13 protein-coding genes are annotated in these 13,320 nt (G+C 30.7%); 6 read left to right on the plus strand and 7 right to left on the minus strand.

Annotation, left to right across the window (positions count from 1 at the left end; genetic code table 11):
• Positions 1–20: 20 nt before the first annotated feature.
• A complete protein-coding gene (locus FHR24_RS07805) occupies positions 21–2,231 on the minus strand; it encodes an endonuclease MutS2 (protein ID WP_167186341.1) in 2,211 nt (736 codons plus the stop codon).
• 73 nt (positions 2,232–2,304) lie between these two features.
• Here FHR24_RS07805 and ung point away from each other — a divergent pair, with 73 nt between their 5' ends.
• On the plus strand, positions 2,305–3,015 hold the full coding sequence (ung, locus tag FHR24_RS07810; protein ID WP_167186344.1) for a uracil-DNA glycosylase: 711 nt from the start codon (positions 2,305–2,307) through the stop codon (positions 3,013–3,015).
• Here the strand turns inward: ung and FHR24_RS07815 are convergent.
• The 5 genes from FHR24_RS07815 to FHR24_RS07835 all read right to left on the minus strand — a co-directional run bounded on the left by FHR24_RS07815 (position 2,988) and on the right by FHR24_RS07835 (position 7,742).
• Positions 2,988–3,338, minus strand: coding sequence for a translation initiation factor (locus FHR24_RS07815; RefSeq protein WP_167186347.1), 351 nt, complete (start codon positions 3,336–3,338; stop codon positions 2,988–2,990). The genes ung and FHR24_RS07815 overlap by 28 nt on opposite strands.
• A gap of 303 nt (positions 3,339–3,641) precedes the next feature.
• Positions 3,642–4,601 (minus strand): isopenicillin N synthase family dioxygenase, encoded by a 960-nt coding sequence (locus FHR24_RS07820; RefSeq protein ID WP_167186350.1) that lies wholly within the window; start codon positions 4,599–4,601, stop codon positions 3,642–3,644.
• Positions 4,602–4,606: 5 nt separating this feature from the next.
• Positions 4,607–5,320 carry a DUF6048 family protein gene (locus FHR24_RS07825; RefSeq protein ID WP_167186353.1) on the minus strand — a complete coding sequence of 238 codons (714 nt, stop codon included), beginning with the start codon at positions 5,318–5,320 and terminating at the stop codon, positions 4,607–4,609.
• Between the two features lie 19 nt (positions 5,321–5,339).
• Complete coding sequence (locus FHR24_RS07830; RefSeq protein ID WP_167186356.1) at positions 5,340–5,813, minus strand: DUF6452 family protein; 474 nt, start codon at positions 5,811–5,813, stop codon at positions 5,340–5,342.
• A 111-nt stretch (positions 5,814–5,924) separates the two neighbouring features.
• A complete protein-coding gene (locus tag FHR24_RS07835) occupies positions 5,925–7,742 on the minus strand; it encodes a DEAD/DEAH box helicase (protein ID WP_167186359.1) in 1,818 nt (605 codons plus the stop codon).
• Positions 7,743–7,968: 226 nt separating this feature from the next.
• On the opposite strand from FHR24_RS07835, the gene FHR24_RS07840 reads away from it, so the two are divergent.
• From FHR24_RS07840 to FHR24_RS07850, 3 genes are read left to right on the plus strand one after another with little or no spacing between them, the layout of a single operon-like run.
• Positions 7,969–8,532, plus strand: coding sequence for an RNA polymerase sigma factor (locus FHR24_RS07840; protein ID WP_167186362.1), 564 nt, complete (start codon positions 7,969–7,971; stop codon positions 8,530–8,532).
• 6 nt (positions 8,533–8,538) lie between these two features.
• Positions 8,539–8,931: a hypothetical protein gene (locus tag FHR24_RS07845; RefSeq protein WP_167186366.1), complete on the plus strand. Its 393-nt coding sequence runs from the start codon at positions 8,539–8,541 to the stop codon at positions 8,929–8,931.
• Between the two features lie 32 nt (positions 8,932–8,963).
• Entirely contained in the window at positions 8,964–9,419 is a 456-nt protein-coding gene (locus FHR24_RS07850; RefSeq protein WP_167186369.1) for a hypothetical protein, read from the plus strand.
• Between the two features lie 71 nt (positions 9,420–9,490).
• On the opposite strand, the gene FHR24_RS07855 is transcribed toward FHR24_RS07850, so the two are convergent.
• Positions 9,491–9,724 carry a VF530 family protein gene (locus FHR24_RS07855; protein WP_167186373.1) on the minus strand — a complete coding sequence of 78 codons (234 nt, stop codon included), beginning with the start codon at positions 9,722–9,724 and terminating at the stop codon, positions 9,491–9,493.
• A 230-nt stretch (positions 9,725–9,954) separates the two neighbouring features.
• On the opposite strand from FHR24_RS07855, the gene FHR24_RS07860 reads away from it, so the two are divergent.
• Together FHR24_RS07860 and FHR24_RS07865 are read left to right on the plus strand one after the other, a co-directional pair.
• Positions 9,955–11,493 carry a sulfatase family protein gene (locus tag FHR24_RS07860; protein ID WP_167186375.1) on the plus strand — a complete coding sequence of 513 codons (1,539 nt, stop codon included), beginning with the start codon at positions 9,955–9,957 and terminating at the stop codon, positions 11,491–11,493.
• Between the two features lie 146 nt (positions 11,494–11,639).
• Positions 11,640–13,256, plus strand: a complete 1,617-nt coding sequence (locus FHR24_RS07865; protein WP_167186378.1) for an ABC-F family ATP-binding cassette domain-containing protein — start codon at positions 11,640–11,642, stop codon at positions 13,254–13,256.
• Positions 13,257–13,320: the final 64 nt, after the last annotated feature.

Below are 13,320 nucleotides of genomic sequence, written 5' to 3' on the forward strand. Positions count from 1 at the left end.
ATTTTTTTTCTATAGGTGATTTATTTTTTTCTTTTTGCTGCTACTACCAATTCAATTTTATCTAAGGTAGTAGTAGTGGTAAACATTCCGTAATTAATCACTACTTTTTTCTTATCTATTTTTTCTATAGTACCACAAGCTCTACTGTCTATCAATCTAACTTTATCATCAATTTTAAACACATAACTAGCTTTTTTAGCCGCCGCAACTTTTTCTTCTTTTTCCTTTTCTTTTCGTACTTCTACTACTTTGTTAAGTACTTCTTTTTCTATTTGTTTTAAAACTTGTGCAGCTTCTTTTTTTGCTTTTTGTTCTGTAGCTTTTTGTGGCTTTGTCTTTTTTACTTTTGGATGCGCTTCGTTGTATTTAATTTTTTCAATCAACACCCATTTATCAAATTCTGTTTTAAATTCTTTTCTGTTATTGGTTTGAAAATATTTATTTAACAATTCATTTGTTTTTCTACCAATACTCAATATTTTTTGATTGGTGTCATACAGCGTTTGAAAACTTTCTAATTTTTCTTGAACTTTAGATTCTTTTTCGGCCAATTGATCTGCATGTTCCTTTGCTTTAGAGCTTTGCTGCTCCATGTCTAACGTGTTTTTTTGTAGGTTATTACGTTCTTGTTGCAGTTTAGAAATGGTTTTGTCAAAACGAACTTTGGATTTGTCTATTTTCTTTTTAGCTCTATTTATCAGACTAAATGGAATTCCGTTTTTTTGAGCCACTTCAAAGGTAAAAGAGCTTCCTGGTTGTCCAATTAGCAACGTAAACATTGGCTCTAGTGTTTTGTTATTAAAAGCCATGTTGGCATTTACTACGTTTTCTAGTTCGTCAGCCAAAACTTTTAAATTGGTGTAATGTGTAGTTATAATTCCAAAAGCTCCTTGTTCATAAAATTCTTCTAAGAAAATTTCTGCCAAAGCACCTCCTAATTCTGGGTCTGATCCTGTTCCAAATTCATCAATTAAAAATAAGGTATTGTTGGTACATTTTCTTAAAAAACCGCGCATGTTTTTTAGTCGGTAACTGTAGGTGCTTAGCTGGTTTTCTATAGATTGATTGTCTCCAATATCTGTTAAAATATGATCAAAAAAGTGAGTTGTGCTGTTTTCGTGTACGGGAATTAGGATTCCGCTCTGAATCATTACTTGTAACAATCCAATGGTTTTTAAAGTAATACTTTTTCCACCTGCATTGGGACCCGAAATGACGATAATTTGTTGTTTTTTGTCTAAGTTTAGTGTTTGCGGTACAACGGGTAGTTTTAAACTTTTGTTTTTTTGTAGTAGTATAGGGTGATAAGCATCAATATAATTAATGGCTTGTTCTTTAGAGAATTCGGGTTTTACTCCTTCAATTTCTTTTGCATAAAAAGCTTTGGCTTTTAAAACATCTAAAGCAACCAGTAGATCTAAATATTCTTTAATTAGTGGAGCAAACGGACGAATATTATTTGTTAAGATTCTAAGAATTCTGTCAACTTCTTGTTTTTCTTCTAAAATTAATTCTTGTAATTGTCTATGGTAATTTAAAGTGCTTTGAGGTGCTATAAAAACAATGCTTCCTGTTTTAGAGGTTCCTAAAATACTTCCTTTTACTTTTTTACGATGAATGGCTTGTACGGCTAATACAGGTTGATTTTCTATAATAGATTCACGAATATCATCTAAAAAACCAGCTTTGTTATACTTAGCCATTTCACTATTAAAAGAAGCTGTAATTTGGCTACGAACTTCATTTAAGTTTTTACGAATTCTGTTTAAAAGTTCTGAGGCTTTAGGATGAACTTCTCCATAATTGGTGATTATCTTAAAAATGGCATCAGAAATACTCTTGGTAAATTCAATATTTTCTGTTAACAATTCTAAAGTAGGGTAGTAGTCTTTAAATTTTCTAAAATGCAGAATTAACTCATTAGATGTGTTAGAAATATTGGCGATTTTTAAAAAAGCATCTGGTAATAATTTACTGTTTTCAATCTTTAACAGTTTTACTTCTTTTTCAATATCATCAAAATAATGATTGGGAATCCTGTTTTCGCTAACCAAAGAGCCTAAATACTCATTTACTTGAGCTAAGGCTATTTCTAAATCTGGCTTGTTAGAAATAGGAACAATAGTTAATATTTGTTCTTTTCCTTTTTCTGAGGCACAGTGTTGAGAAATGTTTTCTAAAATAATCGAAAACTCTAAATCTTGTAAGGTTTTGCTATGTATTTGACTCATGCTTTTAATTGTGTACTTACTGTAGATATTGTTATTTTGTAAGCAAAACAAAAATACACATTCAAACATTAATATGCAGAGTCTACTTCCAAATGATTGGCAACAAATTTTAAAAGCTGAATTTACTAAAGATTATTGGTTAGAGTTAACTAATAAAATAGAATTGGCTTATTTAGAAAAAGTTTGTTATCCGCCTAAAAAACATGTTTTTAATGCTTTTAATTATTGTGCTTTTAAGGACGTAAAGGTGGTTATTATTGGTCAAGATCCTTATCATGGCAAAGGTCAGGCAAATGGATTGTGTTTTTCTTATGTAGATACTAAAAAGTTTCCACCTTCTTTAAAAAACATTTACAAGGAAGTTGGTGCAGATTTAGATATAACAATGCCTGCTAAAAATGGAGATTTAAGTGCTTGGGCAAAGCAAGGAGTTTTGTTGTTAAACACCACATTAACAGTGCAAGAAAGTTTACCTAATAGTCATCAAAAATATGGATGGACTGCGTTTACAGATACTGTGATAAAAACCATATCTGATGAAAAAGAAAAAGTTATTTTTTTACTTTGGGGAGGGTTTGCTCAAAAAAAAGAAAGTTTAATAGACGAATCTAAACACTTAATTTTAAAAGCAACGCATCCGTCTCCTTTAGGAGCCAATAAAGGAGGTTGGTTTGGTTGTAAACACTTTTCTAAGACAAATGTTTATTTAAGTAAAAATGGTAAGAAAGCAATTGAATGGACGTTGAAAGATAAAAATCAGCCTCCGACTCTTTTTACTTTGTAGTTTTCTTTTTTAAGAATTTCCATAATTTTATCTCGGTGTTTTCCCTGAATAATAATTTCTCCATCCTTAATACTGCCACCAACACCACATTTGTTTTTTAAGAGTTTTCCCAATGCTTTTAAATCGTTATCACTACCAATAAAACCTCTAATAATAGTGACTGTTTTTCCGCCACGACCTTTGTTCGAAAATATGGCTTCTAAATTTTGTTTGTTGTTGGGTAATGTTTCCTCTTCGGTTTCACCGTTGTCAAAATAAACATCATCATTTGTAGAGTAAGCAAACGCTCCTAATGCAGATAAATCGTTTAGTTTTTTAGCCATTATGTTTGAATTGATTTTTGCTTTACAAAGATATAAATAGTTATCAATTGAAAAACCAATCCAATAGCAATAGATACGTAATAAGGTATTTTAATAATATCAATATTAAGATCTCCAATAAGTAGACCAAATAATATAAAAATAGAACCTATAAAAATTAAAAATAATTTAAAGGTATTTAATCGGTTTTGTTTTTTGTTTTTTGACTTTTTCCGTCTGTATTTTCTTTTTTTTGTAGAAGACACCCCCATCTTTTTCTCTCTTTTTTATCAAAAATATAAAAAAGATAACAATAATCAGTAATTACTTAATTAAACCTAACTCTTTTAGTCTTTCTGTTAAATAATCACCAGCGGTAATGTCTGTAAATTGTTTAGGGTTTTGGTCTGATATACAATTATTTAAGCAGGTTAGATCCATGGTTGGTACAGGATGCATAAAAAATGGAATGGAATAACGAGAGGTTCCCCACAATTCTTTTGGTGGATTCACTACTTGATGAATGGTAGATTTTAATTTGTTATTGGTCAATCTAGACAACATGTCTCCAACATTAATCATCAACTCATTAGGCTGGGCAATAGCATCTATCCATTTTCCTTCTAAATTTTGAACCTGTAATCCTTTGCCTTGAGCACCCATTAATAAGGTGATTAAATTAATATCTCCGTGGGCAGCAGCTCTAAGAGCTCCTTTGGGTTCTGATTGAATAGGCGGATAGTGTATAGGTCTTAAAATACTATTTCCGTTGTGTATAAATTCATCAAAGTAAGTTTCTTGTATGTTTAAATAGATAGCCAATGCTCTTAAAACATACTTGGCTGTTTTTTCTAATTGCTGATATACTTCTTTTCCAACTTTATTAAAATCAGGAAGTTCTTCTACTATAATATTAGGAATTAGTACTTTTTGTATAATGTCTAATATTTCTTCATTTTTATCTACATACTGACCAAAATGCCAAAACTCTTTTAAATCTCCTTCTTTTTTCCCTTTGGCACTTTCTTTTCCAAAAGAGGTATAACCACGCTGTCCTCCTAAGCCTTTAACTTCATACTTAGCTTTAACTTCTTGTGGTAAATTAAAAAAGTTTTTTACTTCTTTATAAAGTTTCTCTACCAATTCATTAGACAAAAAATGACCTTTTAGAGCTACAAAACCAATAGTACTAAATGCATCACCAATTTGATTTACAAATTCTTGCTTGTTGCTTTTATTTTCTGATAAAAATAATTGTAGGTCTATAGATGGAATTTGTTGCATGGGTTTTATTTTTTATAAAGAGGAATTCTATAGGTTAGCGTATAGTTTATATTGGCTCCAGTTCCGGTTTTAGTTATTTTACCAAAGCCAGGACTGTAATTGTTTTCTAAATTATCGGCTTCTTTACTTGTGATTATTTTATTAATGTTTACCATAAACCCTAAATAAAAGTTTTTTAGAACTTCTACTTTAATTCCGGCAACAAACTCTACCCAATGAGCATTTAAACCGTTGTATTTATTGGAAGATGTTACTTCTTTGGCTTCAAAATATTCACCTTCTTGAAAAATAGTGTAATTGTTTAATTCGTTGGTAAAAGAGGCAAAACCATATCTAGCACCTAAATAAAGTTCGTTATCCATATCTAACCAATTGGTGTATAAGTTGTAGTTAATACCAGCTTTTAAGTAACTTCCCTTTACGGTGTTGTTAAAAGTATCTTCTTCTAAGGCTCTATCTGCATAACCTGCTTCTGCGGCAATAAATAATCGGGTGTTAATCCTATAATCTGCAACTATTTCTCCTCCTTTAAATTTTCCGTCCCAAGAGTAAGTTAAAATGGGTTTAATAATATCTATACCAAATCTGAGCCCATATGTTTTTGGATTGTAAAATTCACCAACGCTATCTTTTACAACTTCTAAATCTTTAGTGTTTTCTACTATTTTACTTACAAGTTCTGGGTTTGTTTTTTCTTGAGATACAACGTTAAACTGCATCAAAAATATAGCTAAAAAACTAATGATATATTTTAACATGAGCTTCTGTTTCATCGTTTATACTTTGTTTAGTAGTTTCGCTATCTAAAATCCAATTATTTTTAGTTGTGGTTGTTGTAACATTGTTATAAATACTTTTAAAACCACATGCTTGAGATACAAATATGTCTTCTGTTGTATAATTTATAGTTAGGTCGTCTACTGTTCCGTTTCCTAATTCATCTTGCATAGATAAATGGTAGACTACAAAAGTGTTTTGAGTGTCTAAAGGAAGGCTAAGGTTTCCTGTTTTAGAAACAGTACCGTTAAAAATTGTGTCTTTGGAGTTTGCCCATACTATTAAATCAATTTCTTTAAGGGAGTCTCTTTCGGTATTATTGTAAAATTCAATCACCAAACTAGGAGTGGTGTTGTCTAAACAAAATTCATCTTGGCAACTATTAAAACCAATAAAAGTCGTAATGATAAGTAAGGAGAATAAAAGTTTCTTCATGCGATCAAAGATAATAGATTTCGTGTAATTGTAAACGTTCAAGCAAGTTTCTTAGTACAAAAAAAGAGGGCTATTTTTAATAGCCCTCTTTTTTATATTTTTTAAAAGAAATTAATCTCTTTTACGTCCCCAAGATTTGTTTTGAACGCGAGAAGCTCCACCACTTCTGCTTTCTCTACGTCTTCCTTTAAAATCACTACTGTTGTTGTCTCTATCTCTACGAGGTCTATCGTTTCTATCTCCACCACGGAAATTTCCACCATCTCTACGAGGTCGTCTATCTCCACGACCACCTCCACCACCTCCAGAGCGACGTTTTTTAGTGATTTCTACATTTACAGATCTTCCTTCAAACTCTGGGTTATTAGCTAAAAAGGCATCAATAGTTTCTTTTTCAAAATTCTTATCTAATTCAAAGAAAGAAAAAGTATCTAAAATTTCAATTTGTCCAATCTCTACGTTATTGGTAATATTTTGATCGTTGATCAATCCCATTAAACGAGGAGGAGTTAAACTATCTTTTCTACCAATGTTGATAAAGAAACGAGACATGTTTTCATCATCTCTTCTTTTTCCTCTATCATCAGATTCTCTAGCAGGTCTGTTGTCGTTAATGTCATTTGCTTTAGAATAGTATTCTAAGAAAGCATTAAATTCTACAGAAATAAATTTCTGTATTAATTCTTCTCTAGATAATCCTTCAAATTGTGTATAAATATTTTCTAAGTATTCAGAAATAGCTTCAGTATTTATTTCTGTACTTTTTACTTTTTCAACTAATTTGAACAATTGAATTTCACAAATTTCTTTTCCGTTAGGAACTTCTTTTTTAATGAATTTCTTTTGAATTTTACGTTCAATAGGTCTTAATTTTCCAACTTCTCTGTTAGTTACTAAAACAATAGAAGTACCAGTATTACCTGCTCTACCTGTACGTCCACTACGGTGCGTATAAGCTTCGTTTTGGTCTGGTAATTTATGGTTAATTACGTGTGTTAAGTTGTTTACATCCAATCCACGTGCAGCAACATCTGTAGCTACTAACATTTGAATGGTTTTGTTACGGAATTTTTGCATTACACCATCACGCTGTGCTTGTGATAAATCTCCGTGTAAAGAATCTGCATTGTATCCATCTGCAATTAATTTCTCTGATACTTCTTGACATTCACGTCTAGTTCTACAGAAAATAATTCCATAAATATCAGGGTTTACATCGGCAATACGCTTAATAGCTGCGTAACGATTTCTTTCTGTAACTACATAGTATTCGTTACTAACGTTGTCAGATCCTGTGTTTTTTGTTCCTGCAGAAATCTCTACTGGTTGGTGCATGTAATTACGTGCAATAGCCTCTACTTCTCTAGGAAAAGTTGCAGAGAATAATAAGGTTTGTTTTGTTTCTGGAGTAGATTCTAAAACAGCATCCAAATCATCTTTGAATCCCATGTTTAACATTTCATCAGCTTCATCTAAAACTAGCCATTGTAGGTTTCCTAATTTTAGTCTTCTTCTGTTAATTAAATCTACAGTTCTACCAGGAGTTCCCACAACAATTTGTGCACCTCTGTTTAATTTTCTAGTTTGATCTTCAATACTTGCACCACCGTATACAGTTACAACTTTTAAACCTCTAATATTTTTAGAAAACTTTTCAATTTGATCTCCAATTTGTACCGCTAATTCACGAGTAGGAGATAAGATGATTGCTTGAACATTACTGTTCTCTACATCTATTTGTTGAATAATTGGTAAACTAAAAGCAGCTGTTTTTCCTGTTCCTGTTTGTGCAAAAGCCTTTAAATCATCAGTTGATGTTATTACTTGAGGGATTGCTTTTTCTTGAATTTCTGATGGAGTTTCATACCCCATATCAATAAGTGCCGAAAGAATTTCTTCTTTCAAGCCTAATTCGCTAAATGTCGACATGTATGTTTGTTTATGATCCACAAACCCATACGACTAGTTTGCAAATCTGATTATAAAAATGCAAATGTACATTATTTAATTAGAATGACCTAGCTAATTGTGGTTAAACCTATTTAAGATTATGTTTTGTAGATTTTATTTTAGTAGAAAACAAACTTTTTTAATTGTTGTAGGTCTAAAGGATGTGGTGTAAATTTAAAAGTGTAAATAAATTAAAATATTTTTTTTGAAAAACGAAGCAGATTTTATTAAAAAGTTACTGAACCCAAGACAGCGAGACAGGGCTTTTGTTAAGTTATTAGACCTGTATCAAGAAAGGTTGTATTGGCATATACGTAAATTGGTTGTTAGCCACGAAAACGCAAATGATGTTTTGCAAAATACGTTTATAAGAGTATATAAGAGTTTGCCCAACTTTAAACAGCAAAGTTCTTTGCATACTTGGATGTATAGAATAGCTTACAATGAAGCCATACGATTGTTAGAAAAAGAAAAGAATAAAACACATTTTTCTGTAGAGGGATTGGAAGAAAGACATTTAGATAATTTAGTAAGTGATGATTATTTTGATGGGGATGAAGCTCAATTAAAACTTCAAAGGAGTCTTTTAAGCTTGTCTGAAAAACACAGAAATATTTTTCAAATGAAATATTATGATGATTTAAAGTTTAGAGAAATATCAGACATTCTAGACATAAAAGAAAACACAATTAAAACCATCTATTACAGTGCCGCTAAACAGATAGAAAAATATATGTTAGAAGTAACACTGTTAGAAATAAAAGAATAAATAGTTATGAAGTTAGATACAAAAAATACACAAACTAAGGTACACAAAGATATTTCCTTTGATAAAAAAAGAAAGGATAAACATGTTAAGGAGTTAGGATATAAAATACCAGAAGATTATTTTTTAAATAGTAAGAATCAAATTTTGGCAGAAACAGTTGCTAAAAATAGAAAAACTAGAGTTGTGAAATTATTAAGTTTTTCTGCAGTAGCTGCTGTAGTAGCATTATTGTTTACTGCAATTAATGTAAATAATAATACCACAGCAGATATAACGATTAATGATGAAGAAAGTAAAGTTTTAATATCTTCGCTTTTTATGAATGATAAAAAAATTGAAGCTTTATCTGATTCTTATATGTTAGAAGATTTGTATGATGAAACCAATCCTATATATTAAATAAAAAAGATTTTAAATTGATATCAATTCACATGAAAATAGTAAAACAAATAATAGTAACTGTTTTTACATTGGTAATTGGTCTATCTACAACACAAGCACAAGAAGATAGATTTGACAAAGAAAATGTTTTAACAGAGGCTCAGAAAAAAATGATTCATGAGCAAAGAGAGCAAATGAAAGCCAATAGAGAAGCTTTTAAAGCCAATATGACAAAAGAACAAATGGCTATTATGGAAAATAAAAACTTGTCTAGATCAGAAAAAAAACGTGCAATAATAGCTACGTTTACTGAAGAGCAAAAAAAAATGATGCATAATCACAGAGAACGTATTAGGGAGGCAAAAGAAGTTTTTAGAAAAACACTAACCAAAGAACAAAAAGAATTAATGCAGAGCCAAAGAGGTTCTCATCATGGATTTGAACATCTGCCTAGGGGAGGATTTCACGATAAATTAAAAAGAAACAATTCTTTGGAAGAAGAATAGTATTGATAAACAAAAAAGGATTATAGTTTTATAATCCTTTTTTTTATGGGGTTTGGTGTATAAGATGCTACTTAAAGATTGTGTATTTTTTTATATTCTAACCAATCTAAATATAAGTTTTCGGCTTTTGTTCTAGCCCAAGGTGTAATTCTTAAGAATTTTAAACTGCTTTTAAAGGTGGGATTGTTTCCAAAGCATTTAATACCTGTTTCTTTTTCCATTTCTTCCCATCCAATATTTTCTATTAATTCAGTTAATATATCCGCTAATTTTATTCCGTGCAAAGGATTGTTTGGTTGTGTCATAAGTAATAAATATAAATACAAAAATAGGCTCAAAAAATGAATAAAGCCATTAATTACATTAGAGAATATAATTAATGATTTTTTTAGATAAATAACACAACTGTGCAGGTGTGTTTTCTTTTACAGTATATGAAATGTGTGTATATGTAAATAAGTAATTTCTGTATTAAACGTATTGTTTTTAGAAAAGTCTAAATCTTGAAAATTAAAACTAAAAATTAAACCAGCACATGAATTTTTTATCAAAAACAATCCCTTTAATAGTATTACTCTTACATGTAACTGTATGGAAAACGAATGCTCAAAAGACCCCTAATTTACTATATATTATTACAGATGAGCACAATTTTAGAACCATTGGTGCTTATAGAGATTTGTTGTCAAAAGAGCAGGCTTATATGTGGGGTGAAAAAGCATATGTAGAAACTCCATATCTAGATTACTTGGCACACAATGGAGCTATTTTAACAAGTATGTACGCTACATCTCCGTCTTGCACACCTTCAAGGGCTTCAATGTTTACAGGTAATTATCCACATACTGTAAAAATGCCCAAAAATGGGTATGTGCTGGCTCACAATGTTCCAACATTAGCAAATGTTTTGGCAGATAATGGGTACACTACTAGTTATACTGGAAAATTACATTTAATAGGAAATCCAAAACCTATGTGGAATCCTGAATATGGATATGGATTTCAGCATAAAAAATATATGTTTAATGGAGGGCATTGGAAAAAATTTGGTTTTAATCCTGACGGAACTCCAAAGGTAGCAAGTCTAAATTCTAAAGGAGTGCCAAACACAAACTTAAACGGAGCAGATGAAAAAACGTTTGCTACAGATTGGTTAACGGACAGAGCTTTGGAGTTTTTTGATGCTCAGAAAAATTCAAAACTTCCATTTTTTGAAGTCGTAAGTTTTCCAGATCCTCATACAAATAATACAGTAAGAGCTCCGTATGATACTATGTATCCTATAAAAAATATAGAATTGCCTAAAACGTTTAATTTAGAATATCACAAGGAGTTACCTAGTTGGAAAAATCCAGAGATTGATTTTGCTGTTGATAAAACCACCAAAGAAAGAAAGTTTAAAAAAGGGTTTACTCCCGAAAAAGTCAAACAAAAAATGAAAAGCGATATTTCTCAATACTTTGGTATGGTAAAATGTATTGATGATAATATTGGTAAAATGATTCAAAAATTAAAACAAAATGGTCAGTTAGAAAATACAATCATTATTTTTTCATCAGACCATGGAGATTTATTGGGAGAATACGGACGTGATAACAAAGGTGTTCCACAAGAAGGATCTGCAAAAATTCCTTTTATTGTGTATTATCCAAATGCCATTAAACCAGGAACTGTTGTAAACAAAGCAGCTAATAATACAGATTTAATGGATACGGTTTTAAGTTTAATGAATGTAAAAAATTACGATGCAAACACAACTGATGGAAGGGATATTAGTCCGTGGTTGTTAGGTAAAAAAAATAAAGATTTAGAAGATATTACATTCGTTCGTTATCAATGGTGGGCATCTGTGATTACAGATAGATATAAATTAATTTTTGATAAAAGTAAAACAGAACCTTGGTTGATAGATTTAGAAAAAGATCCACAAGAATTAATAAATTATATAAAGGATGAAAACTATAATGAAATTGTTAAAAAATTAGCAAAAGAATTAAAAGCCTATGGGCAAAAATACAATGATGATATTGTGTTAGATGCTAAAATAAAAGAACAGATAGATGAATTAATTTAAAAATAATCAACTCCATAACACAACAGGCTATTGTATAAAACGATAGCCTGTTTTTGTCTAATTTTTTTAAACAAAGTTTACTTTGTTAATTTGGCCTTAAAATAAACACGTTTTTGTACTTTTGCACCAAATTTAAAACAAGAAGTATGTTAACAGTTTCAAATTTATCGGTACAATTCGGAAAAAGAATCTTATTCGATGAAGTGAATACAAAATTTACGCAAGGGAATTGCTATGGAGTAATTGGTGCAAATGGAGCAGGTAAATCTACATTTTTAAAGATTATATCTGGAAAAATGGAGGCTACATCAGGACACGTTACTTTAGATCCAGGAAAGCGTATGTCTGTATTAACTCAAGATCATTATGCTTTTGATGAGTATACCGTTTTAGAAGCTGTTTTAATGGGGAATAAAGAGTTGTATAAAATAAAAACAGAAATTGATGCCTTGTATGCTGATTATACAGATGAAAATGCTGAAAAAATTGGAGAGCTACAGGTTAAGTTTGAGGAAATGGACGGTTGGAATGCAGATGCTGCAGCAGCCACCATGTTATCTAACTTAGGTATTAAAGATGATATTCATTATACATTGTTAGCCGACTTAGATGGTAAAACAAAAGTACGTGTATTATTAGCACAGTGTTTATTTGGTAATCCTGATGTGTTGATTATGGATGAGCCTACCAACGACTTGGATTTTGAAACCATTGCTTGGTTAGAAAATTTTTTAGCAAATTACGAGAATACAGTAATTGTGGTATCACATGACCGTCACTTTTTAGATGCGGTTTGTACGCATATTTCTGACATCGATTTTGGTAAAATTAATCACTTTTCAGGGAATTATACTTTCTGGTATGAATCTTCTCAATTAGCAGCCAAACAACGTCAGCAAGCCAATAAAAAAGCTGAAGATAAAAAGAAAGAATTAGAAGAGTTTATTCGTCGTTTTTCTGCAAACATGGCAAAGTCTAAACAGGCAACGTCTCGTAAAAAAATGATAGAAAAATTAAATGTTGATGAAATTCAACCTTCTAGTCGTAGATATCCAGCAATTATTTTTGATAGAGATAGAGAAGCGGGAGATCAAATTTTAAATATCGAAAACTTATCAAAATCATTTGAAGGAGAGTCTTTGTTTAAAGAGATAGATATTAATTTATCTAAAGGGGATAAAGTACTGGTGGTGTCTAAAAACTCAAAAGCAGTAACTGCTTTTTACCAAACAATTATGGGAAATGAGTCTGCAGACACAGGTGAATACAAATGGGGAATTACGACAAACCAATCTTATTTACCATCAGACAATTCATCTTTCTTTGTAGATGAGAAATTAAACTTGGTAGATTGGTTACGTCAATATGCTAAAACAGAAGAAGAAAGAGAAGAAGTGCATTTAAGAGGTTTCTTAGGGAAAATGATTTTTAGTGGAGAAGAAGCTTTAAAAAAATGTAATGTTTTGTCTGGAGGAGAAAAAGTACGTTGTATGTTGTCTCGTATGATGATGACTAGAGCCAATGTATTGGTGTTAGATGAGCCTACAAATCACTTAGATTTAGAATCTATTCAAGCATTAAACAATTCGCTAAAAAACTTTAAAGGAACGGTTTTGTTTTCTACACATGACCACGAATTTGCACAAACGGTAGCCAATAGAATTATAGAAATTACTCCAAACGGTGTGATTGATAAATACGCTACTTTTGATGAGTATTTAGACGATCCAAAAATTAAAGAATTAAGATCTAAAATGTATTAGTAATATACATTTTATATAATATAAAAAATCCGATTCATGTTAACATGAATCGGATTTTTGTTTT

This window comes from Wenyingzhuangia heitensis, assembly GCF_011762155.1.
GTDB lineage: Bacteria > Bacteroidota > Bacteroidia > Flavobacteriales > Flavobacteriaceae > Wenyingzhuangia > Wenyingzhuangia heitensis.